This window comes from Marivirga tractuosa DSM 4126 (assembly GCF_000183425.1).
In the GTDB taxonomy this organism is placed as follows: domain Bacteria; phylum Bacteroidota; class Bacteroidia; order Cytophagales; family Cyclobacteriaceae; genus Marivirga; species Marivirga tractuosa.
On sequence record NC_014759.1, the window covers coordinates 464,484 to 489,463 of the forward strand.

A 24,980-nucleotide genomic window follows, 5' to 3' on the forward strand; every position below is an offset into this window, starting at 1 on the left:
TGAGGTTTTTATAGCTGTTCTTAGAAAATTTACTTTGTCAATAAACCAGAAATTCAGAATAAAATTCACTATTCCAACTGATTCCTCAACATATACAGTTATTTTTAAATCTTGAAGATAATCAATTTAGTAGTATGTTTGAAGGTTACGATTTCCCTAAATCTCTAGATGAAGAAAAGTTTGAAGCTTGGCTTCAATCAGGCAGAAACAGTAAAATAGGATACAAATACATGCTGATCATCTGGGACAACTATGATGATGATTACCAAGCCGTTTATGTAGAAGAAAGAGAAAGTATTCAAAGATATGAACGCTATGAAAGTTCTACGGGTAGGGAATCCTTAGTGGCAGCTTATGATTTGTATTCGGAAAGTAGGGTAAGTTAGTATGAAAGATGTAAGCTTTGATTTTGATCTGATCATTGTTGGTGCTGGACCTGCTGGTTTTGCATGTGCCTATGAGCTAAAAAATCCGAATTTGAAAATTGCTATTTTAGATCAAGGCACATTCCCACGTGATAAAATCTGTGGAGATGCCCTAAGTGCTGATGTAGTCAATCAGCTCTATAGAATGGATCAGGCATTAGGAGAGAAGTTTGAAAACTTTGCTCAAAAAATAGATTCTCATGGCGTTCGATTTGTTGCCCCAAATCACACTTCTTTAGATATCAATTACCAAAATCCTAATCATGGAAATGCAGCAGGCTATATAAGCAAACGATTAGATTTTGATTATTTCCTCATTCAAAAGATTGAAAATCAACCAAATGTTAAAATTTTTCAGACTGAAAAAGTATTAGACATTTCAAGATCACTCGATGGAATTGAAGTAAAAACCAATAAAAGACAGCTGACGGCTCAAATGATAATTGGTGCTGATGGAGCTCATTCTATAGTGAATAGAAAATTGGGTAATATTAAAATAGAGAAAGACCACTATTGTGCAGGGATTAGACAATATTATGAAGGCGTTACGGGTTTTCATAAGGATCAACATATAGAACTTCATTTTTACAAAGAACTCTTGCCCGGCTATTTTTGGATATTTCCTTTGCCCAACGGACAAGCTAACGTAGGATTAGGCATGCTTTCCAGCGAAGTAAGTAAAAAGAAAATCGATTTGAAAAAGGCTTTGGCTGATCTTATTTTATCCAAACCACATTTAAAAGACCGCTTTAAGAATTCAATAGCTTTGGAAAAACCACAAGGCTTTGGTTTACCCATTGGCTCCAAAAAGAGACCTATTTCAGGGGAGCGCTTTTTATTGTTGGGTGATGCTGCGAGTTTAATTGATCCTTTTACTGGAGAAGGAATAGGAAACGCCTTAAGAAGCGGAAGAATTGCTTCAGAGTATATTGTTAAAGCATTTGAAAAACAGGACTTTACTTCTCATTCGCTCAAGCTATATGATAATATGGTTTACCACAAGATGTGGAATGAATTACGGATAAGCAGACAAATGCAAAAGCTATTGCGTTATCCTAAACTCTTCAATTTTGTAGTGAATAAAGCTAATAGTAATTCCTCAGTCCGAACCTTGCTTACCTCTATGTTAGATAATGTGGATTTGAAAAGAGAATTGGTGAAGCCAGGTTTTTATGTGAAGCTTTTGTTTGGAGGGTAGTAAGAATTTCGGATTGCTTACACAAACATCTTTAATATTAAATTATAATAAATTTTACTATACTTGTAAGCAATTGATTATTAATTCCTAAACCATATAAAAATGCCTACATCTATTCCTAAAGTTCTGCTACTATTATGCCTAACGCTTGTTGTAAACATTTCATCTAATGCACAGTCAACTTTAAATGATATACACAAAGAAGCAGCTAAAGGCTTAAAACTTCGTGAAATTGGACCCTCCGTAATGGGTGGAAGAATTTCAGATATTATTGTAAATCCTCAGGATAAAAACAACTGGTATGTTGCGGTCGGTTCGGGTGGATTGTGGAAAACGACTAATAGCGGTATCACCTGGCAAGCCGTATTTGATGATCAACCCTCATACTCCATAGGATGTGTTGCGATGGATCCTAACAACCCCAATGTGATTTGGGTAGGAACAGGTGAAAATGTAAGTGGTCGGCATGTCGGCTATGGAGATGGCGTCTACAAAAGTTTAAATGGGGGCCAGACCTGGCAACGAATGGGGCTGGAGAAATCCGAACATATCGGTAGAATTTTAATTGACCCACGAAACAGTGATATCGTGTTTGTGGCAGCAGAAGGCCCACTTTGGTCTTCTGGTGGAGATCGAGGACTTTACAGGTCAAACGATGGTGGAAAAACATGGAATCAAACATTAAAAATTGGTGAGAATACAGGAATTACTGATATAGAATTTGACCCTTCCAATCCAGATGTGCTATATGCTGCAGCTTATGAGCGCAGAAGACGTACATGGTCATTTCTAGCAGGAGGAGCAAAATCAGGAATATATAAGTCTACTGATAATGGCATTAGCTGGAAACAAGTGAAGACAGGTTTACCTTCTGGTGATAAAGGTAAAATTGGATTGGCTGTTACTCCTGCTGACCCACAAGTTGTATATGCCACAATTGAAGCTAATGATAAGGAAAAAGGGTTCTACCGTTCAGATGACAAGGGAGAAAGTTGGACCAAAAGGAATAGTTATATTTCTGGAGGTACCGGTCCACATTATTATCAAGAAATTGAGGCTTCTCCCGTAAATCCTGACTTAGTTTACCAGATGGATGTGTTTTTGCATGTGACTAAGGATGGCGGAAAGACATTTGACTATCTTGGAACTGGTAGAGAAAAGCACAGTGATAATCATGCGCTATGGATTGATCCAGATAATGGAAAACACCTCATTGCTGGTTCTGATGGAGGCTTATATGAAACCTTTGATCAAGGATTAGGCTGGAGACATTTTTCAAATTTACCCATCTCACAGTTTTATAAGATCGCACTAGATAATGCAGAGCCCTTTTTCAATGTGGTGGTAGGAGCTCAGGATTTAGGTACCCTAATTGGCCCATCGAGAACCACCAATGTAGAGGGGGTTCGTAATCAAGACTGGTATGTGCCTTTAGGTGCTGATGGCTATGATTGCGCATTTGATCCTGTAGATCCGAATATAGTCTATATGGAGATTCAGAATGGACTTTTGTTTCGTTTGGACAGACGCACAGAAGAAGTAATGATGATTCAGCCGCAGCCAGCGCCTGGCGATGCTCCAGAGCGTTACAATTGGGATAGCCCTGTGCTCATCAGCCCACATGACCATAAAACATTATACTTTGGCTCACAGCGATTATGGAAAAGTAATGACAGGGGGAATTCATGGACTTCCGTAAGTGGTGATTTAACCACCAACGTAAATCGCTACAAATTAAAAATGAAGGACAATGTACCCAGCGTAGATGCATTATATGACAATGGCGCCATGTCTAATTTTGCTACACTCACTTCCATTTCAGAATCTCCATTAAAAGAAGGATTACTGTATACCGGATCGGATGATGGGCTTATTCATATTAGTGATGATGGTGGGCAAAATTGGCGAAAAGCTCAAAGTCTTCCCAAAGTTCCTGAATTATCATTTATAAACGATGTTGAAGCATCAAAACATGATGAAAATGTAGTTTTTGCTGCTGCAGATGCTCATAAGACAGGTGATTACACTACTTATTTGTTTACAAGCAATGATAAGGGAAAGTCGTGGCAATCAATAAAGGGTGATTTACCAGCTAATACCATCGTTTGGATGATTAAACAAGACCATATTGATCGAAACCTTTTATTCATTGGAACAGAATATGGTATATATTATTCACCAAATAAGGGGACAAATTGGATCAAACTTGGAGCAGGAGTACCAACTATTCCTTTTAGAGATATAGAACTACATGAACGTGATAATGATCTTGTAGGTGCTTCATTTGGTAGAGGGGTTTTTGTACTTGACGATTATTCAAGTTTAAGAGAAGCATCAAAAGTAACAAATAGCAATACTAATTCATTATTTCCAGTGAGAGATGCATGGTGGTATGTACCGAACGTACCAATGCAAGCCAAGGGCAATCCTACTGCTGGCTCTTCAAAATATACTGCTCCAAATCCACCATATGGGGCATTGTTAACATATTATATTGCTGATATCCCAAAGACTACACAACAGAAAAGGCGAGAGAAAGAAAAAGAATTGCAAGAGCAAGGAGCAGATATCCCTTTTCCAGGTTGGGACAAGCTGAAATCAGAATCCTTGGAAGACGAGCCTAAAGTAATGGTTTTAATCACTGATAAAAATGGTAATGCAGTACGGTGGTTGAAAGGAAATGCAAGCAAAGGCCTTCATCGCATAAATTGGGATTTGAGATTGCCAGCTCCAAATCCAATAAACCTTACTACACCATCATTTCAACCACCATGGGCTGGTTCACCAGAAGGGCCAATGGTAGCACCAGGTCAATACAATGCTCAACTGTATGTGATAGAAGATGGAGAGCTAAAAGTACAAGGAGAACCACAGCAATTCATGGTTAAACCTACACCTGCAGTAAAAGCTGATATTAACTATGAGGAGCTTGCAGCTTTTACACAAAAAACTGCGGATCTATCTAAAAGGGTAAGAGCTGCTGGAAATAAATTGGGCGAAATTAGTAATCAATTAAAGCATATGGAGGAAGCCTTAGTACAGACATCCGATTTGGATCCTGAGTTATTTGAGCAGTTGAAAAGCTTGAAAATTACAACAGCCAGTTTACGTGAAGCTCTTTATGGAAATGCAATAAGATCAAGTAAAGATGAACCTAATGAGCCTCATGTCAGCAGTAGAATAGGAAGTGTAATGTATGGGCATTGGAATACAACTCAGCTACCAACTGAAACACAGAAAAAAAGTATTGAATTGGCTGCAAAAGAGCTTGAACAATTTTATGAGAGTTTCCAGACCTTTTCAAGTGAATTATCTTCATTTGAAAAGGCTCTCCAAAAAGCAGGAGCACCTTATACACCGGGAAGAAAAATTGATTAGATTTTTCTGCTAGCTCATGCCTGACGATGTTGATGGAAAGTAACTATAAACCTGCAGTTCCTAAACGCTATTTAGTTTAGGAACTGCAGATAATTTCACAGGAGTTTAATCTTATAGAATGCTTTTAATAAATAAAATTACATTGAAAAATTAATTTCAAATCTAATTAAGCTTTCAAAGGAAATAATTTTCTAATTTAGTTAATGCTAAAAGTCAGTTTTTATCGGACAATGCGTTTTTCAAAACGCTCTAATTGTATCTAATCAATCACAACACAATCATGGCAGAAGCAAGTATACATTTATCTTATCTGCGCCTCAGGAGACTGATCGGCATTTGCGGATTGGCTTTACCAATATCGGCTGTTATCGTTACAGGAAATATTTTACCTTCAATCAGTCACTATTTCTATTCTACTGCTAACATATTGTTTGTAGGTATATTGTCAATTTTAGGCGTATTTTTGATCTCCTATAGAGGATATGATCAAGAAGAAGAATTAATTTCAGATAATCTGGCCACGACCATCGGTGGCATGGCTATCTTGTTAGTAGTCATTATTCCAGGTAAATATGTATGGACAGACTTTCCTCTTGATTGGAATTATAGTGCTAATTGCCCTACATTTTATTGCACGGACGAAGGCTCTGTTTTTAGAGTAATTCATTTTGTGGCAGCTGGTGTTTTCTTTCTCGCAATGAGCTGGTTAAGCATTTTTAATTTTACCAAAAGTAGCAATGCTAAAGCCAATAAAGTCTACGTAATTTGTGGAATAGGCATCTTTGTCATTATCTTAATTACTGTACTAGTAGAATTGATTCTAAAACTTAATACCTCTGAGTATTTTATTTTTATAGTAGAGTGCTTGATGTTACTGCTGTTTGCTATTAGTTGGTTGGTGAAAGGAAAAGCTTTGAGGAACGGGATTGAAAAGTGATGATTTTTAAATATGTGCGAGACTTTTTTGGGGAATACTAATTTCTAAACACACTCCATTTATTTAATTAAGAATACAAAATAGGTAAGTTAAGTAGGATTTCAATTAGGATTAGGTGGAAATAAAAAAGCTCCACTAGGGAGCCCTTCTAATTACAAACTTTCGGAATTAATTACTTTTTAGGAGGCATTATTACAGCATCAATCACATGTACCACCCCATTAGAAGCTTTTACATCAGCAGTTACCACATTGGCTCCATTTACTTTAACACCATCAGCCGTTTTGATAGTAACTTCAGCACCATTGACTGTCTTAGCTTTCATGCCGTCAGACAAATCTGTTGACATTACTTTTCCTGCTACTACGTGGTAAGTTAAAATAGAGGCAAGCTTCTCTTTGTTTTCAGGCTTCAATAAGTCTTCAAGCGTCCCTTCTGGTAATGCTTCAAATGCTGCATTTGTTGGAGCAAAAACCGTAAAAGGGCCGTCTCCTTGCAAAGTTTCTACTAATCCCCCAGCTTTAACTGCCGATACTAGTGTTGAAAGTGACTCAGTCTCCATAGCTAAAGCCACGATGTCTTTTGACTCTTCTTCAGCAGTAGCTTCTTTCTCTGCAGTCATCTCTTCTACAGCCATTTCTTCAGTGGTAGTCTCATTTTCATCTGTTTCTGCAGTTTTCGACTCTCCACCGCCACAAGATGCGAAAGTAAAGACAAAAGCTAGTGCGATTAAATAATTTAATTTTTTCATAGGAATAATTTTAGTTAGTGAAGCATATAAAACTGTACTGATATCAATTTGTTTAGAATATTAAATTATCCCTTTTCATAGTATCGTTTTTTCATCTTTTAAACAGGGCTTGCTTAAAAAGTCTCAAGTGCCTCATATACGGGCTAAGTGAAGGAGTATTGTAATACTTCGAGCTTTAGCCCGAGAAGTACCTGCCAGAGGCAGACAGGGATGAGGTGCTTGAGGCTAGAGCACTTGTAAATCAAATATTGATTTACAAGTGCAAACAATATGTAGTTTTAACTTAAAAAAGCTTGCACTTGCTGAAAAACTATTACTCAATAATCATTGACAAAATACCTTAAATACTCATTTTTATTACGTATTCTGTTTTTAAGCAGGCCCTAAATAACTAGGAAAAATTGGACCCCTTTGATTTGAAATAAATGGATAAATCTTTTTCTTTTTGTCAGGCTCTTCATAAAGTAGTGAAGGGAGCCATCAAAAATATAGGATACAATGCTGTTAATCCTTTTATCTCCTTCCCCCAATAGACAACTGATTTTCCGTTCCTTTTTTCTCATCGTACTTGCCCGATACTGGTTTTCTTCCATACAGCTCATCCAATTCTTCCTGATTAGGATAGGGCGCTCGGGAAGTGTAGCTATGGGCCACACGCATATTATTCCAAATATGATTATCCGGTCTGCTTTCATCACTATAACGAGGATCTGGAATCATCGGAAGTTTTTCCATTTTCTGAATTTCAACGCTAGGAAAATCATAATCCACCACCACTTTTCCCAGCAATAAATAGCAACCTAATCCTGTGAAAGGATGTTTTTTGAGTGATGCAGGAAAATGCACGGTATCAAAGTAGCCCCCATAAACATCTATCCAGGTTCCAAAATTCATTTTTGTCTTCCCGTCTTTATTCACAATAGGCACATCTTTAATGGAGATTAAATAGCCCAGCATTTTCACTGTTTTATCTTTGTTCTGGTATAATTCAGAGGCAAATACAGATCCTCGATAATTAGTTTTAAGCAGATTAAAAGGAGAAACAGAAACGGGATAGCCCAAGCCTTCCATTTCATCAAAAGCATCTTCAAACATATCTCCCTCATCAATTTCATAGCTAATCTCTTTAGGCTTGAGATCAAAAAGCTGTAAGTCTTCAGTCTTTGCTGGCTCATGCGAGAAAAACTGTTTTGCTTCAATAATCAATTGCCCTTTACTTCTGGAGATACTTCTTAATGCTCCCGTATAAATGGCATAACTCACATCATCAAAGTTCAAGTCTGTTCTATCCAACAAATCGGATAAGGAGGAAAAAGTACCTGTTTTCTCTCTTGTATTGACTATGGACTCAATTCCGCGCTTGGAAAGATGCATGACTTGATCCAATCCCAAATGGATAGTAGTTTCCTTCAAACTTGCATTGGCATAACTATAGTTAACATCTGGAGCTTCAATATGTGCTCCCAGCATTCTTGCTTCATTAATATAAACCTCAGGCCTATAAAACCCCCCATTATTATTAATAACTGCTGTGATGAATTCCAATGGATAGTAAGCCTTCAGAAATAAGCTCTGATAACTTTCCACTGCATAAGAAGCACTATGGCTTTTACAGAAGCTATAACCAGCAAAGGAAGCAATTTGTCTATATACTTCTTCTACCATCTCTTTTGGATAACCAAGTGCCGCACAATTGCTGAAAAACTGGTTTTTCACTTTATCCATTTCCCTTTGAGATCGGGACTTGCCCGACATGCCACGTCTCAGTACATCTGCATCATTTAAATCAAGCTTGGCGAAATGATGGGCTATTTTGATCACATCTTCCTGATAGACCATCACACCATAAGTATCTTTCAGCTGCTCTTCAAATACCGGATGGAAATACTTGATTCTGGAAGGATCTCTATGTCTTTCCACATACTCTCGCATCATACCACTTTGTGCCACTCCAGGGCGAATAATGCTACTGGCGGCCACCAGGGTTTCATAGCTATTACATTTCAATCTCCTCAGCAAACCGCGCATAGCTGGGCTTTCTATATAAAAACAGCCTAGGGTTTTTCCCGTGCGTAGTAATTCATTACATTTTTCGTCTTTTTTGAAGCTTTTAGTGTCTGCAATATCAATATCGATGCCTTTATTTTCCTTTACAATCTCTACTGCTTCTTTAATATGGCCCAACCCCCTTTGTGAAAGAATATCAATCTTTTCCAAATGAAAAGCTTCTGCCATGTACATATCTATTTCGCAGGTAGGCACTCCTTTAGGATAAATATTCATGGCCGTATAATTGGCAATCGGCTCTTCTGTAATATAAATTCCGCAAGAATGCATAGACAGCTGATTCGGAAAACCACTTAACATTTTGCCGTAATGTTGGATGTTCTTGACCAAATTATCCGATGGCAGATGATCTGGCGAAGTGCGTGAAAGTTGGTCGAGCTCTTCTTTTGGCAATCCGAATACTTTTCCCAATTCGCGCACGGTAGAGCGATGTTTGAAATCCGTTACCGTTCCGCAAAATCCGGTATGCTCTCTTCCGAATCTTTTGAAAATATAATCGATGATATCGTCCCGATCTGTCCAGCTCCAATCGATGTCAAAATCGGGCGGACTCGTCCGTTTGTTGTTCAAAAAACGAGCAAAGTAAAGGTTGAGCTCCAGGGGATCTACTTCCGTGATTTTCAAGCAGTAAGCTACTAGCGAGTTAGCGCCACTTCCTCTACCTACATGAAAATAGCCTTTGCTTAAACTATGGCGGATGATGTCCCAGGTGGTAAGGAAATAACAACCAAACTGCATTTTATGAATAATTTCCAGTTCATCGTACAAGCGCTGCTTAGCTGCTTTATTGTTGGCAGAAAAGCGGTCTTTAAAACCCTCCAATGCCAATGTTTCCAGAAGGATTTTATCTTCATAATAACTGGAAGTGTAGCACTTTTTATTTTTGGGCGATTTGAAATCAAAAGCAAAGCTACACTGATCAAAGAGGAGTTCTGTATTTCTGATGATATGTGGATAATCTTTATAAAGTAGCTTCAACTCTTTAATTGGGATCATAAATTCTCCCTTAGCTGCCTGCTGATTTTCCTTCAGATGGCTTAATAAGATGTTTTCATCAATGCACCGCAGTAGTTTGTGTAGATTAAATTCCTGTTTTGTAGAAAAAGTGACAGGGTAGAGGCATACCAACTTATCCGCTTTATGAGCAAATGCGGGCTTGTATCTTTTCAGTTCTGCAGGCCTGATGCCAATATATTCATGCTTTTGCAGGATTTGAGGAACATTATGAGTAGGATAAATAACGCAAACATGATTAAAATGAGGCGATTGCAAGGGCAGGGGCATCTCCGATAAATTGGTTTTGGTCAATAGCTCATTGATTTCCCTGAAACCTGCCAGATCTTGAGCAATCGCAACATAAAGCAAGGTGTCATTTTTCCTAATCTCTACACCTGCTAGTGGTTTTATGCCTGCTTCAACGCATTTACTGGCAAATTCTGTTACTCCAGTGGTACTGTTGATATCCGTAAGTGCTAAACTCTCCACTCCATTAAGCACAGCCTGGTTTACCAGTGCTTCCACTGACAGAGTACCATATCGCAAGGAATAGAAAGAGTGACAATTTAAATACATACTGTGATTTCAATTAAAAATTATAGACTTAATGCTCTGTGTACTATAGCTGGATTATCATAGCGATTCTTAAGCTTATCCATGGCCTGATACAGCTCAATCGTTTTTAGATTATCTGTAAATAGATTGATCTGGTGACTACCATGCACCAAATGTGAGAATTTGACTCCTATTAGCCTGATGAGCATTCGCCTGTGATAAAGCTTTTTAAACAGCTCAAAAGCAATGGCCATCAACATTTCATCATTAGCACAAAAAGGAATTCTCTTTTGCATGGTTTCCGTATCATGATTGGAATACCGAATCCGAACCGAAACGCAAGCACACATTTGATTGAGCTTGCGCAATTGAAAGCCAAGGTATTCTACCAACCTCAATAAAGTAGCCTTGAGCAATTTCATATCCTGTGTATCTTGATCGAAAGTAAAATCCTTTCCGATTGATTTTTCAGCAGAATAGGGGACTACCGGAGTGGGGTCTATTCCATTGGCTTTTTTCCAGATTCCAATGCCATTCTTTCCCAGTAGCTCTTTCATAGCTTCCGGAGGCAATGACCTGATATGCTTAATGAACTTGATCCTGATTCTTCTTAATAATTTAAAAGTAGTAGTTCCCACGGCCGGCAGTCGTCTGATGGACTGAGGATCTAAAAAAGGCTGTACAAAATCTCCTATGACCTCATATCCGCCCAAAGGCCTTGCATGAGCTGTACAGATTTTAGCTACGGTCTTATTGACGCTTAAACCATAAAGCAAAGAAAGTCCTGTTTCAGATTTAACCTTATTCACAAGCTCGCGAGTAAACTTAGAGGAGCCATAGAATCTGTCCATACCCGTCATATCCACATAAAACTCATCAATCGTGGCTCTTTCGTGTAGCGGCACGTGTTCCGTCAGTATTTCATTCACGATGTCAGAATATTTAGTAAACAGATCAAAATCTCCCTTTAACAATACTGCGTCAGGACATCTTTGTAGCGCTACACGAGTAGGCATACCTTTTTGTACACCATATTTTTTAGCCTCAGCAGAAGCAGAAGCAACTATTCCACGGTTATTTAGCCCCCCAATGATCAAAGGCTTACCTTTGAGATCGGGAAGCTTCAATAAGGTGCAATTGATAAAAAACGCATCTAAATCTATGTGAGCAATCTGTCTCATTAAATACTAAATTATTTAGCAAATATAATATAAATACTAATTTTATTAGCTAATGTTTTGCTAAATAATTTTTATTGTTGGATTGCGAAGAGGAAATTTTTCCAATCTCATAAACCCTTGTCGATTTCACCAAAAAAAGCCAACTTTGAGCTTCTATGTTAGAGGTGACAAAGGAAATATTAGCGATTACAAAGGCTTTAAAGATTATTCGTTCGGAATCTGTACAAACGCTCTGGAGTGGCTATGGAGAAATCAAACGATACTTTTTGGAAGGAGGGAAGGACCCTAGCATAATTGTCAAGCATATTCAATTACCGGATGCCTGCCAGCACCCCAAAGGTTGGAATACGCCATTATCACATCAGCGAAAGCTTAAATCTTATCAAGTAGAACGCCAATGGTATCAGTCATACGCTCATAAAACAGATGCAGATTGCAGAGTTCCTCAAAGCTATCATGCTGTTGAAGCAGAAAATGAGCTTTTATTGATCATGGAAGACTTGGATGCTAGCGGTTACCCCATTCGCCTACATCATGATAAAGTGAGTCTGAATCATGCTAAAAGTTGCTTAAGCTGGTTGGCATACTTTCATGGGAAGTTTATGAATAGTAAAGCCGATGGTCTCTGGCCAGTAGGCACTTACTGGCATTTAGAGACTCGGCCACACGAATGGGAGAGGATGGAAAACACCTCCTTAAAAAATGCTGCAAGCGCTATAGATAAAAAGCTTCAAAACGCTAAATATCAAACGATTATACATGGAGATGCCAAGTTAGCTAATTTCTGTTTTGCTGAAGATGGCACTGTAGCAGCTGTTGACTTTCAATATGTAGGGCAGGGGTGTGGAATGAAAGACGTTGCATATTTTATTAGTAGTTGTTTTGAGGAAGAAGAATGTAAGCAATTTGAAGAAGAACTGCTTCAGCACTACTTTGAGAAACTTGAAGAAGCAGTTGGTAATACCGTGGATTTACAGAAAGTTAAAGAGGAGTGGAGTACACTTTATCGATATGCATGGGCGGACTTCTACAGATTTTTAGATGGTTGGAGTCCCGGCCATTGGAAGATGCACGAGTATAGCAAAAGACTAACGGAAGAGGTTTTAAAAGAATTAAAGTTCATATAATGCTAAAAGCTAAAAATCTATCTGCGCTATGTCAGATTGCAGAGAAGGCAGCAATAGAGGCAGGAGAATATATTCAATCGCAGTTTGATCAACATTATCAAAAGGAACAGAAAACTGGAGGTGATTCTATGGCCTCGCAAATTGTAACTGAGGTAGATTATAAAGCTCAGGAAATCATTCTTCAACATTTGAATGACAATATTAAGCAATATGATCTGGGGGTATTGACTGAAGAAGCCTCAGATGATGCCTCTCGATTGGAAAAAGACTATTTTTGGTGTATTGATCCAATGGACGGAACTTTAGCTTTTACGGAAGGAAGAACAGGCTATGCCGTATCCATTGCTTTGGTAGCAAAATCTGGAGATCCTTTGATTGGAGTAGTCTATTTACCCGATTTAGATGATGTTTATGCGGCAATTAAAGGAAAAGGATTACAATTAAATAATGAAGTATTCAAACGAAAAGCGCTTGACGCTGAACTTTTACAAGTTTATATGGATCGCAGTCTTCTCGCAGCAACTTATTTTGATTCCCTAAAGAAAGAAATTCAAAATTGGGCAGAAGAGAAAGAAAAAGAACTTGTTTACCAAGTGGGTTATGGAGCCGTACGAAATGCCATAGGAGTGTTACATTCTGCTTCGGCTTGTTACTTCAAGTTTCCTAAAGATCAAGAAGGAGGCGGCAGTATTTGGGATTTTGCGGCCACTCGTCTATTCTTTGAGGAACTAGGTCTCATTGTTGCGGATAGTTTTGGAAAACAACTCCATCTTAATAATCCTGAATCAAGCTTTATGAATAAAACAGGTGTACTCTATGCCACCGATAGTGCTTTATTTGATTTTGTTATCAGACTGGGGTATCAATTCAATGAGCTTTAATTATAAAGCTTTTTTATATTTAGCCAAAGATAAAAATTAGTGAAGATTGATGACTACTTTTGCGCCTTCAAAATTCTTATATGACAGAAATTCAGGAAGAAGGCAAACCCACCGCTTTCAGTGACGAACAAATTGATCAATGCATCTCGCTTTTGGAGACATTGAATTTGAATACCAATCAGATATTTGACATCCCTAAAGAGAAGAGAACAGCCTTACTTATGGCTGCTGGCTTATTTTCTAGGCCTAGCAGAGAAGAATTTCGAAGAAGAAAGAAAGAAGCAAGGAAGTCTGAAAGAAGAAAAATCAAAGAAAAGGATAAAGCCGCTAGAAATGGGACAGGCATAAGAAGCGCTAGAGAAGCCTTAGTCTTTGAAGCTCCAAAAATGATCTCTTTGACAGGTGAGATTCCCAAATCGGATGTGAAATTGTCAAAGTCACGTGAGTGCTATGTTTGTAAGGATCAATACGACATGTTGCATCATTTTTATGATACGATGTGCCCAAGTTGCGGTGATTTCAATTATGCGAAGCGCTACCAAACTGCAGACTTAACTGGTCAAGTAGCCTTAATCACCGGTTCACGCTTGAAAATCGGCTATCACATTACCTTAATGATGCTGAGAGCTGGCGCCACCGTTATTGCAACTACTCGCTTCCCAGTCGATTCCGCCTTACGTTTTGCAAAAGAAGAGGATTATCATAAATGGGGTGACCGATTGAAAATTCATGGCTTAGATTTAAGGCATATTCCGAGTGTGGAGATTTTCTGCAATTTCATTGAGCAGCAATACGATCGACTAGATGTATTGATAAATAATGCCGCACAGACAGTTAGACGTCCTGCTGGTTTTTATGCGCATTTGATGCCCAATGAAGAAAAAGCCATTTCTGAATTGCCAGCATTTGCACAGGAATTGCTTTCTGACCACCAAGCGTGTGTCAAAGAACTTCAAGAACTCAGTGAAGGTGTTGCTGATGGACAAAAGAACCTACCTGTAAGTTGGCATGGAAAAAGACTAGGAGTGGGGCTCAGTAACTCCGCTAAGCTATCTCAAATCCCTTACAGTATAGATAATTCTTTAAGTGCCGAGGAAGTATTTCCTGAAGGTAAATTAGATGCAGATTTACAGCAAGTGGATCTAAGAAAAACCAATAGCTGGAGATTGAAGCTAGGCGAGATCAACACCATTGAAATGGTAGAAGTACAATTGGTGAACGCTGTAGCTCCTTTTGTATTATGCAATCGATTAGCCGATTTGATGAAGAAAGATGATACTGGGAAGAAACATATTATCAATGTATCGGCTATGGAAGGAAAATTCCATCGTTATCATAAGGAAGATCGTCATCCGCATACGAATATGGCGAAAGCAGCTTTAAATATGATGACGCATACTGCAGCCTCTGATTTTGCTAAATATGGAATTTACATGAATGCAGTAGATACCGGCTGGGTAACGGATGAAGATCCTGCTGAATTGGCGAAAAAGAAAGAAAAGGAGCATGATTTTCAACCGCCTTTAGATATTGTAGATGGTGCGGCTCGTGTGATGGATCCTTTATTCGATGGCATTAATACTGGAAAGCATTGGTGTGGAAAGTTTCTGAAAGATTATAGACCTATTGATTGGTAGCCCCAGCCCCAGCCCCCTGTCCCCCAAAGGGGGAACTATCACACAGATTATAAATTGAAGGAAATAACTAGATATGTCTCTCTTTTGTTAATTTATAATAAGAAAATTTGCTTGTGAAAATTAAAAATATCAAGATAAAATGAAGGGGGAAATCTGTGCGTCTTCCCCGCCAACTGGCGGGGTTAGGGGGCTCTTTATTGACGGAAGCGTAAACAACCATCTCAAAGTGGGCTATGGTGCTGCTTTATTGCTTAGTGAAAATGAATATTCTCTACTCAACCTAAAGGAGAGAATTGTGATTCAAAAGTTTGTAGATACTTCTTCTACGAAATTGGAGCTGCAAACTTTTATTTGGGCAATAGAAGAACTGGTGGATAGCGCACAGAAAGTCGTGATTTACACTGATTCTCAAAATATTATAGGTTTACCAGGCAGACGTAAAACCTTAGAAGAGAATGATTTTCATTCTAAAAAAGGAAAGCTTTTAAATCATCATGCACTTTATCTTGAATTTTTTGAAGTTTTAGATAGCATTGATTGTGAATTTGTCAAGGTCAAGGGGCACAAAGTTGGCAGAGATAAGGACTTTATTGATGATATCTTTAGCATGGTAGATCGTGCCGCTCGAAAAGCCATCAGAGACCTTAATTAAATGAACTTGAGATCGAAAATTTAGATGTACTATTCAAATAATGTTCTATCCAATCCAGGAATAAGATTCAGCGAATTCTCATAGTACACTTTTCTCAATACAGAGTCGGGTAAGCCTAAGCCATACATTTTCCAATGGGCATGGCGTTTTCTGTAATAATCAAAATACTCATCTTGGGTTTCCAGCACTCTGAAATAAGTATAATATTCCTCTTTGTTGTAGGCGTCTTTTCCCATCAATACACGATCTTGATAGTCAATCATGAATTTTCTAGCTGTAATCGGTTGGCGACCCAGTTCTGCCAATACTGCGCCAAGCTCAGTATAAACATTGGGTAATTCATCCAGCAAATCACCCAGTCGCTCCAAATCATTGCCAAACCAACCCAAGTGAGCGGCTATAAATTTAGTATTCGGATGATTTCGAAAGATATTATGCTGCTCAGCCATCACTTCTTCAAAAGAGGGTTTTTTTTGAGGATCTTTATAGCGACTCGGATATTGCTTTAGCTCTAGCCAGCGTTCATTATTTTTATCTTTAGGTAACCAAAAAGCAGCCGGTTCTCCAGTATGAATCAAAACCGGAATCCCTAATTCTCCGCATTTCTCCCAGATAGGCGCGAGGCGCGGATCATCCACTTTGATGCGATTTCCTTCATTATCTCTATCGGTAAGTCCTAGACTTTTATATACTTTGAGGCCTTTTGCACCCATTTTTACGGATTCTTCCATAATGGCAAGGGTTTCAATCGGCCAGCCTTCATCATCCAGTTTCTCAAAATCAAGATTCATAAAGAGTACGAATCGATTACCGTACTTTTCATTTACATTTTCCATTGACCATTCTAAATAGCTTCCTCTAAATCCACTCAAATTCACCATTATGGCCATATTCAAGTCATCCATATCGGCCACCAGCTTATCCAGATCCTGAATGGGCATCGTCCATTGATGATTGTGTACATCTATAAAAGGAAACTTAGCTTGCTTAAGGAGATGCTGCTTGACTTTGAGTGTAGATACTGGTTCGTATTCTTCAACATCCATCACATTCAGACGATATTGAATTTTACCAATGAGCCAGTAGGTGAGACCCAGAAAGATTAAAATAGAAATGGGCCATAAGACCCATTTCTTTGCTGAAAATGCCATAATTATTGTAGGGCTACTGGTACTTTAAACATGGTGTCAGCCCACTTGAAGACGATAACCGCTCCTTGAGCTGCTGAATTCACTTCAATGGTGAAAGTCTCTACTGTGGAAGCAGGTTGTTCAACTGGGGCTTCAATAGTTACCACATCCAAATCATAATCTGGTTCTGCTGCTCCAAAGAAAACATCTGTTTCGCTATTTAAGGTAAGCTCGAAAGTATCAGGGCCTGGAACAGCATACATACGGTAAGTTCCCGCATCCACAGCTTGACCAGCAAAAACAACATCTTTATTAAAACTGATTTCCGTGGCTGCATTAGCACCCAATCTCCAGTATTTACCATAAGGTTGTAAAGCTTCCTCGCTTTCTTCACCGAATATCAATCGCCCTTTTTTGGAAGGCTGACTATAATCAATGGTGATTTCCAGTCCGTCTTCATTATAACTAGTTGTGGCAGGTGGACTTACGGGTGGGGCAAAAAATAGGCCGTACACTGACCAAATAACAAACAGGAGTACTAAGCCTCCTAATCCAATTAAAATTTTCTTTTTCATATCTTTTCTTTTAAATGCTGAATTACACTTTTTTTTAGGGAAGATATTCAAAAAGTTGATTGAATGCACTCTTTTTTAAAAGAAAAGCTTTAAATCTTATAAAGACAATATAGTATATTCCACTCGTCTATTCTGCCTTCGCTCTATTTCTGTTCTACCGTCCGTTACAGGTTTGGACGAGCCATAGCCTTTGGTTTTAATTCTTTTCTGGTCTATACCAGCTTGCACTATATAAGCTTTCACAGCATCCGCTCTATCTTGTGATAAAATCCTGTTTAGCCTTGGGGAACCTCTTCGCTCGGTATGCCCTCCAATTTCTATTTGCATAGTTTCGGAAGATCGCAAAAGCCTTATTAATCGGTCCAATTCAGGATGTGAGGCTTCTAGAATTTCATAGCTCCCTTGCGCAAAATAAACATTATTCAAACTAATAAAGGAACCTTCGCTTAGTGGACTCAAATAGATGTCTCGGGTAATTTCTTGATAATTCTCTTTCTGCTGCAAATCGATATTGTCATGGGTCGACAAATAACCCTCTAGCTGCGTATAATAGCCATAGTGTTTACCGTAGGGAAGAATGATTTGGTAGGTCCCATCGCTTGCTTTAGACTTTACGGCATTCTGTCTTCTTCCTTTCGGTAAAGATTCAAAATAGAGCTGTGCATGTAAAGGTTCTTTTGTGGCAGCATCTAACACCTTGCCTTTTATCAAAACTACAGGATCGGGTTTTAGCGCCTCGGGTAGTTTTATTCTGTAGATATCTATTTGAGCAAGGCTATCGTTAGCGGACACCATATAAGCCCAGTTTCCATGGGCTGGAATCGTAAAATAACCGTCCCATTTCGGGGTGTTAATTTCAGAACCTAAATTAATGGGCTCACTCCATTCATATCCTTCATCATCCAACATACGGCTCATAAAGATATCCATATCACCATAACCAGAATGGCCTTCACTAGAGAAATAGAGTGTTTTACCATCAGCCGCTAGAAAGGGCGTAATTTCATTTCCGAAGCTGTTGACTACTTTCCCTAAAGTTCTGGCTCCTGACCAACTTTTGCTGTAGGATCTTGCAGTAGATAGGTATAAGTCGTTCATTCCCTCATTATATCCGGTTTTTATGGATAATATCATGCTTTTACCTGTGGCCGAAAGACTCGTTTCAGCAGAATTAGAAGAATTCATATAACTAGATATTTCAATTTTTTCAGGAATAGACCACTGTTCACCATCCCAATTCGATACAGAAAAGCCATTATGAGTCAAGCTTAAGCCATCTTCGGAATACGTATTGCTCAAAATCAGTTTTGCATTATCTGTTGAAATCCCCATCACATTATTGTGACCTGGCGTATTCAATGGAAATCCCAACTTTATCGGAGCTCCCCATTGCTCATCTTCTAAGGTAGATTTCCAGATTTCTTGTGCCTTCTCATCGTGTTCATTTCGGGTAAAGTACAAGCTTTTTCCATCATAAGAGACAATAGGCACTAATTCCTCAGCCTCGGTATTGATCGGATAGGGTAGTTTTTCTTTGATTATTTGCGACTGATCTGCCAATTCATTAATGGCAGGCTTATCCTGTAATACATGAAAATAATCCACGCTTATGCCAATATCTCCATTTAAAACGGTACCAATTCTACCTCCTTGAAAATGGACCTTACTAGCTCGTATTTCCGCTACTTCCTTCTCATTAATGCTGAAAAAGATCGTTTCCTTTCGCTTATGAATCGTCAGTTTATTGTTTTGGCCTTTGCCTCGAATGGCAGCAGACTTTCGCCAGGCTGTGAATTCCTTGATTCTAGAACCCCAGCTTGAATAAATCTTAAAGCTTCCTGATGAATTAATGATAAAAGAGAAGGTTGATCTGCTCTCAAAATGAGAACCCCAATGGATGCCGTAAGAACCCGTATTTCCACCTTTTGTCTGCTTTACTAAGGCTTCGATTTTGTAGTCTGTCTTAGGATTCATGGCGATATGCGAATAGATCGCAAACCTCTCGGTGTGACCAGATCTATCGATATGTATGTGCTGACCATCATAATCAAAGCGGGCATTGCTATCGCTTTTGAACTGCCATAAATAAGAGGGAGATGTAAAATCTTCTTGCATCAAATAGTTCGTTTGTGCAGACAGGAAAAGGGGAGAAGTGCAGCATAAAAATAGCAGCAAAAAGTACTTCATACGTTTATTTCAGTTCAATTAGCGCGCTAAACTAATAGAAAGTCGTTAATTATACCAAATTCAAAACAAAAGGAATTACCACCTCGAATTACTAAAGGAAAAGGAATATATCTAAAGTGTTGAGTGAATAGGGTTGTGATACTTCTCTCAATCCTCCCTAGCATTCAAACCTCTAAAATACACATAACTTTGGAACAATTTTCCAATACAATGACAGTACTGTAAGCATATAATATTTATATTCGGTTTCTTGATTTTAAAAATCTATTCTATTTATGGTCAAGTTATATAAGTCTATTTATATAAGTAGTAAATCATTAAAAGACAGTTGAAGATGGATAAAGTACTATGCATAGGATTAGATATTGCTTGGTTTGGAGGTTCCAAAAATAATAAGGCTTCGAAATATGATTGCTTGGTGTCACTAATTCATGATCCAAAAGCAAACTCTGTCCAATTTAACGAACCAATAAGGGTCTCACTTCATGATAAAGACTTGAATAAAGATAGAGATCCTAGTGCTCAATTGTTATCAAAATCAATCGATGAATTGCTTGAGGAGCATTCAGATTGGTCCAAAGTAATATTTGCTATTGATGCTCCTTTACAGGCAACTGAAAGAAGTTTAGGAGATAGGAAAGCAAAAGTTACAAAAGGATCCATTCAAAGAAGGGCATGCGAAAACCATCTTAGTAAGAAGCGAAAGTGCATCGATAAAGGCCAAGAGGATATCGCTGGCTGGATGTTTAGAATACAAGCAGGCGCACCCCTTGCCCCAAGGGTTAAAAATCTACTGACACATTTAGAATCAGTTGGATTCTCTATTTGGGACGAGCAGCATTGTAATTCAGACAAGTTGGTAATTGAGTGTTTTCCCGCTGAGGTAATTTGGTTTACAAAGCGTTCCGGAGGTTACAAAGACAAGGACCAGAATAGCGGGAAAGTAAAAGCTTATAAAAAAAAGGAAAAGAGACCGCTTTCGGAAGAAGAATTCAAAGACAGGGTACATCATGTCTTGGATGATGTAGCGCCTTTTAGCGGTATAGGGAATTCATGGAATAAGGTAGTAGACAACACGATTAATTGGATGATTAAGGATAAAACATGGCAAACGGAGAAAGGCTTTCGGTCAGGTAAAATGCTAGACGATGTTGTTGATTCCTGTCTCTGTTTGGCTTCAGCTGTTAGTTATTCGGCCAATAACTTTCATGTTTGGCAGGATCGTACAGATAAATCCGATGGACATATCATTGGTCCTGGTAAGTTAAACTCCTTACCTCAGTAAATCTAAATTCAACTTTGATCAAGCATATTAGGGCATTTTGAGTCGTTGGTATCAATTTTTAAGAAATTCATCCTTAACACAACTGGTTATTTCATCAATAGCTTTTGAAGTAGTTTTGCTGAAAACGAGATGAAAATGAAAAAAGAGGACCCTTTTTTAGACAATGCAGATGAATGGAAAAATCAAGCCTCATTTGGCAGTATTAGTATTATCACCTATGAAGAACCTTATCTTCCTGATTATGCAAATAGAATTAAACATGAAATAGATATAACATGTCATGGGCTAAGTAAAGAAGAATTTGATCAATGGAAATCCGAGATTGTTAGACATCATGGGCTTATCGGAGATGCTGATAATAAATTGATTTTTACTTCTTTTTCTGAAGAACTAAAAAATATTTAAAATTTTGTACCGAGCTATAATTATAATGATCATTCGTAATTTTACTTCCCAGTAAGGAAATTGTAGGAACTAACCTCTTTTTTGAACATGTAATTTGAATGTATTTGCTCATATATGACAGTATCAAATGAGTCGGTGCAGTAGGGGAGTGATACTTCTCTTAATCCTCCCAACCACAAAGTGTTTTCTTAGATTCTTTAGCATCGATTAAGGTCACTTTTACCACCTTTATCCAAAAAAATTAAAAACATTAATCAATTTTAATTAATTGGTTCAAAAATTATTGGCTTTTCTTGCATATATTAATATTGTCCGTAATTTTGTCCGTGTCCGTAAAAATGTCCGTATAAAATGGCTTCAATAAATTTATACCTTGATTCAGCAGATAAAAAGGGATTATCTCCAATACATTTAAGAATTAATAATGGAGGGAATCAAGTTAAAGTTTCTACAGGTGAAAAGATTCAAGCAGAATGTTTTGATAAAACAACACAGACTATCACCGATGAGGTTGAAAATGCCACTGCAATTAATTATTATCTGAAATATTTAAAAGATAGAGCTGAAGAAATATTCTCAAAATCAGTTAAAAAGACTTATACAAATAAGGAAATAAAAGAAATTCTCCACAAACATATTGAAGCTTATAAGGAAGACAATACAGTAAATATGGTGAAGGAACAACTTCCGATATATGGTAAGCAATTTACTTTTGTTGACTTCTTTGCTGGTGCTGGTGGTTTTAGTGAAGGTTTTTTGCAGGCTGAACACAATAATAAATTCTTTAATTTTTTATTGGCTAGTGATATTAATGAGAATTGCGAATTAACGCATTTAGTAAGATACAATCACCAATTGGGGTTAGACGCTGAATTTATTAAGCAAGATATAACAGAACCTGATTTTGTCGATAATTTACTAAGTAAACTGGGAGATAAAAACGTAGATGTTGTTTGTGGGGGACCTCCATGTCAAAGTTTTAGTTTGGCAGGTAAGCGCAAAAAATTTGATAGAAAAGATGACCTGTTTTCAAATTATTTAAATGTCATAAAAATTCTTCGTCCTAAGTATTTTGTAATGGAGAATGTGAAGGGAATACTGACTAAAGAGGAAGGGAAGATAAAGTCGATGATTCTCCGGGAAATTAGATCAATATTAGATATTAATGAACTCCCAAGTCTAATTCATTTTATTAAAAAATTAAAGAGAACCTCTCCACACCAAAGCTTTATCTTAGATTGTCTATCCAGAAGAATTGATTTTGAAGCTAAAAGCGAGAAAGAGTTAGATGATGCAAAAGAACAATATATCAAGGCTGTTGAATCTAAGTTTCGCACTTTAACTCCCAAAATTATTGATTACAAAACCAGTAAAACTAATTCAGATATTAGTACCATCAGGCATGGTTTGAATATGTTAATCAGGAGTAAAGAATTAGCTAAGCTCAAAAAAGATATCATAAGAGAAAAGGATGTAAATTATTTGGATAATGACCTTTTTGTTGATCATTTCAATGAGTTCGTTGGATTTTTAGAACCAGAAACGATTATTAAAAATATTAATAAAGCATTTGATAATCTTTCTATAAGTCAGGAGTTTGAAAATGAGTATATTGATATTATTGAAGCATTAAGAATCTATATTGCAAACTTTGATGAGTGTATTTCCCGAATTGAATCAAATTGTCAAGAAAAGGATTTAAGTTCATTATCAGAAATCATGGAGAGCATTAGGCTCTACAGAATTGAAGACGCTTATGTTGCTAATTCCTCAAATTATGGAGTGCCTCAAAATCGAGAAAGGGTATTGTTCATAGGATGCCGTAAAGATCAAGAACTAATAAAAGAAGTACCTGCAACTGTCAGTGCTAATGAAAAGGTTACAATATTTGAAGCATTGCATGATTTAGATTTCATTGGTAATGATCAAGATATAAAGCGTTATGAGCATGTTGATTTAGAGATGTATTACAATGGTACTTCTGATAAGATGAAATCTTTAATAAAACAACGTGATATTAATGGTAAGCCATCTAAAAAAGGAATTTCATATTCCGATTGGAGTAGAAAAGGACGATTAAATGGAAGATTTCCGATGACAAAAGCATTTTATGTCAAAAGTGAAGAAGCTTTAAATGAAGGTAAAAGGGATTTCAATGAATTAAATAACCATAGAACAAGCAAGCAAAATGACGATGTTGTAAAACGTCTTCAAATCATAATTGAAGCCGGTAGCTATAAGCTTGCTAAAGAACGTTTAGAAAAAGAAGGAGTCGGATCTCAAAAGCGAAACTACAATTTATTGAAGCCAGATGAACAGAGTTCAACTATAATGACGATCCCTGACGATTACGTACATTATAGGGCTCCACGGGCTTTAACAGTTCGAGAAATGGCTCGACTTCAGTCTTTTGATGATACTTTTGTATTTCAAGGTAAACGTTCTACTGGAGGAAATAATCGTAAAAATGAGGTGCCTCAATATACATTGGTGGGAAATGCTGTTCCTCCTTTAATGGCACGAGCGATAGGGGTGGAAATCCTTAAAAATATTAAGTAAACAAACTACAATATATCAAAATATCTGAGATCATTGGATAAACTTTGAATTGCATTATTCAATTGTGACCGTTGATTAGTACCGTGGTAAGCATTGCGAAAATTATTATTAAATATTTCCTTAAGAGAACTTGCTATACCACTTTTGGATGGATAACCCCAATAATTTCCACCTGTAAGATTTCTTACTCTATTTACAGCGGTAGAATTCTGTTTATAATTATCCAAAGAGTTAGTAGGAACAGTACAAAAAGAATAACTGAATCTTGATAAATCATGAATTGTAAATCCATTTTTGCCTACAGAAATTGACGTGCTTGCAAAAGCGGTAGCTTCATATATCATACTCCATAGCATTGGAATCTGCGAATTATCGTTCCAGTTTGTTTTACATTGAATAATACCAATTTCAAAATCATCAAAATGAAGCTCAGCAAGCCTATTAAGTATTTTTTTGCAATTATAATTACCTCGGCTTAGATTCGGAATTACGTTTCCTCTTTGGTCATGAATTGTTAAATTGTCTTTATCATTAGTAAATTCTAATCTATTTGGAAATACAACTACTGTTATATCTGATTCCGTATTACTTTTAAAATTACCATAATTGACAGATATAGAATCTCTTAATGGGTCAGGTAAATCACTTATTTTTCGTAGAGCAACAGCATTACTTCCCACTAGACAAATATTAAGATACCAACAAATTAATCCTTCCCAACCATATCCACCACCTGAAACTTCGCTCTGTGATCTTCCAGAGGATCCTGTTGTTGCAAATATTGAAGATAGATTGTCTCCAATATTTAAAATATCAGATCCCTGTGGAGTATTTCCGATATGGTTTTGAATTTCGCTTTTCCAAATTGGCCATCCATTCCTAAAAGCAGACAATTCAAAACAGCTTTCAACAGATTGTTTTCTTAAATATTCAGGTATTGAATTATACATTGGATTAGATTTTTTTCTAGAATAGAATGATTGTTGTGCAAGTATAAGTTAAAATATTTTTCCAAAAAAACTATGTTATTCTATACAATGGTTATTTTACTACT

18 protein-coding genes are annotated in these 24,980 nt (G+C 37.4%); 11 read left to right on the forward strand and 7 right to left on the reverse strand.

What is annotated here, in order from left to right; all coding sequences use genetic code 11:
• Positions 1–134: 134 nt before the first annotated feature.
• The 4 genes from FTRAC_RS01830 (at position 135) to FTRAC_RS19065 (ending at position 5,938) form a co-directional block, all read left to right on the forward strand.
• Entirely contained in the window at positions 135–386 is a 252-nt protein-coding gene (locus tag FTRAC_RS01830) for a hypothetical protein (RefSeq protein ID WP_013452521.1), read from the forward strand.
• A 1-nt stretch (position 387) separates the two neighbouring features.
• Positions 388–1,623 carry an NAD(P)/FAD-dependent oxidoreductase gene (locus tag FTRAC_RS01835; protein ID WP_013452522.1) on the forward strand — a complete coding sequence of 412 codons (1,236 nt, stop codon included), beginning with the start codon at positions 388–390 and terminating at the stop codon, positions 1,621–1,623.
• Positions 1,624–1,725: 102 nt separating this feature from the next.
• Positions 1,726–5,001: a WD40/YVTN/BNR-like repeat-containing protein gene (locus FTRAC_RS01840; RefSeq protein ID WP_013452523.1), complete on the forward strand. Its 3,276-nt coding sequence runs from the start codon at positions 1,726–1,728 to the stop codon at positions 4,999–5,001.
• 280 nt (positions 5,002–5,281) lie between these two features.
• Entirely contained in the window at positions 5,282–5,938 is a 657-nt protein-coding gene (locus tag FTRAC_RS19065; protein WP_013452524.1) for a hypothetical protein, read from the forward strand.
• A 172-nt stretch (positions 5,939–6,110) separates the two neighbouring features.
• Here the strand turns inward: FTRAC_RS19065 and FTRAC_RS01850 are convergent, their stop codons facing one another.
• The 3 genes from FTRAC_RS01850 to FTRAC_RS01860 form a co-directional block, all read right to left on the reverse strand.
• Entirely contained in the window at positions 6,111–6,689 is a 579-nt protein-coding gene (locus tag FTRAC_RS01850; protein WP_013452525.1) for a fasciclin domain-containing protein, read from the reverse strand.
• A gap of 513 nt (positions 6,690–7,202) precedes the next feature.
• Positions 7,203–10,328 carry a DNA polymerase III subunit alpha gene (locus FTRAC_RS01855; RefSeq protein WP_013452526.1) on the reverse strand — a complete coding sequence of 1,042 codons (3,126 nt, stop codon included), beginning with the start codon at positions 10,326–10,328 and terminating at the stop codon, positions 7,203–7,205.
• Positions 10,329–10,348: 20 nt separating this feature from the next.
• The gene (locus FTRAC_RS01860; protein WP_013452527.1) at positions 10,349–11,488 is read right to left on the reverse strand and encodes a DNA polymerase Y family protein; all 1,140 of its coding nucleotides are present in this window, start codon (positions 11,486–11,488) and stop codon (positions 10,349–10,351) included.
• Positions 11,489–11,643: 155 nt separating this feature from the next.
• On the opposite strand from FTRAC_RS01860, the gene FTRAC_RS01865 reads away from it, so the two are divergent.
• From FTRAC_RS01865 to FTRAC_RS01880, 4 genes are all read left to right on the forward strand, one after another.
• Positions 11,644–12,615, forward strand: a complete 972-nt coding sequence (locus FTRAC_RS01865) for a phosphotransferase (protein ID WP_013452528.1) — start codon at positions 11,644–11,646, stop codon at positions 12,613–12,615.
• Entirely contained in the window at positions 12,615–13,496 is an 882-nt protein-coding gene (locus FTRAC_RS01870; RefSeq protein ID WP_013452529.1) for a 3'(2'),5'-bisphosphate nucleotidase CysQ family protein, read from the forward strand. Before FTRAC_RS01865 ends, FTRAC_RS01870 begins: the two co-directional genes overlap by 1 nt.
• A gap of 80 nt (positions 13,497–13,576) precedes the next feature.
• Positions 13,577–15,133, forward strand: coding sequence for an SDR family NAD(P)-dependent oxidoreductase (locus FTRAC_RS01875; protein WP_013452530.1), 1,557 nt, complete (start codon positions 13,577–13,579; stop codon positions 15,131–15,133).
• Between the two features lie 139 nt (positions 15,134–15,272).
• The gene (locus FTRAC_RS01880; protein ID WP_013452531.1) at positions 15,273–15,785 is read left to right on the forward strand and encodes a ribonuclease HI; all 513 of its coding nucleotides are present in this window, start codon (positions 15,273–15,275) and stop codon (positions 15,783–15,785) included.
• Between the two features lie 29 nt (positions 15,786–15,814).
• Here FTRAC_RS01880 and FTRAC_RS01885 read toward each other — a convergent pair whose 3' ends face one another.
• The 3 genes from FTRAC_RS01885 to FTRAC_RS01895 all read right to left on the reverse strand — a co-directional run bounded on the left by FTRAC_RS01885 (position 15,815) and on the right by FTRAC_RS01895 (position 19,605).
• Entirely contained in the window at positions 15,815–16,936 is a 1,122-nt protein-coding gene (locus tag FTRAC_RS01885; RefSeq protein ID WP_013452532.1) for an amidohydrolase family protein, read from the reverse strand.
• 2 nt (positions 16,937–16,938) lie between these two features.
• Positions 16,939–17,490 (reverse strand): DUF2911 domain-containing protein, encoded by a 552-nt coding sequence (locus tag FTRAC_RS01890; RefSeq protein ID WP_013452533.1) that lies wholly within the window; start codon positions 17,488–17,490, stop codon positions 16,939–16,941.
• Positions 17,491–17,586: 96 nt separating this feature from the next.
• Positions 17,587–19,605: an OmpA family protein gene (locus tag FTRAC_RS01895; protein ID WP_013452534.1), complete on the reverse strand. Its 2,019-nt coding sequence runs from the start codon at positions 19,603–19,605 to the stop codon at positions 17,587–17,589.
• A gap of 406 nt (positions 19,606–20,011) precedes the next feature.
• Between FTRAC_RS01895 and FTRAC_RS01900 the strand changes: the two genes are divergently transcribed.
• The 3 genes from FTRAC_RS01900 (at position 20,012) to FTRAC_RS01910 (ending at position 23,926) form a co-directional block, all read left to right on the forward strand.
• Positions 20,012–20,962 (forward strand): DUF429 domain-containing protein, encoded by a 951-nt coding sequence (locus FTRAC_RS01900; RefSeq protein WP_013452535.1) that lies wholly within the window; start codon positions 20,012–20,014, stop codon positions 20,960–20,962.
• A 135-nt stretch (positions 20,963–21,097) separates the two neighbouring features.
• A complete protein-coding gene (locus tag FTRAC_RS01905; protein WP_013452536.1) occupies positions 21,098–21,367 on the forward strand; it encodes a hypothetical protein in 270 nt (89 codons plus the stop codon).
• Positions 21,368–21,718: 351 nt separating this feature from the next.
• A complete protein-coding gene (locus tag FTRAC_RS01910) occupies positions 21,719–23,926 on the forward strand; it encodes a DNA cytosine methyltransferase (protein ID WP_013452537.1) in 2,208 nt (735 codons plus the stop codon).
• 5 nt (positions 23,927–23,931) lie between these two features.
• On the opposite strand, the gene FTRAC_RS01915 is transcribed toward FTRAC_RS01910, so the two are convergent.
• Positions 23,932–24,876 carry a hypothetical protein gene (locus tag FTRAC_RS01915; RefSeq protein WP_013452538.1) on the reverse strand — a complete coding sequence of 315 codons (945 nt, stop codon included), beginning with the start codon at positions 24,874–24,876 and terminating at the stop codon, positions 23,932–23,934.
• Positions 24,877–24,980 lie beyond the last annotated feature (104 nt).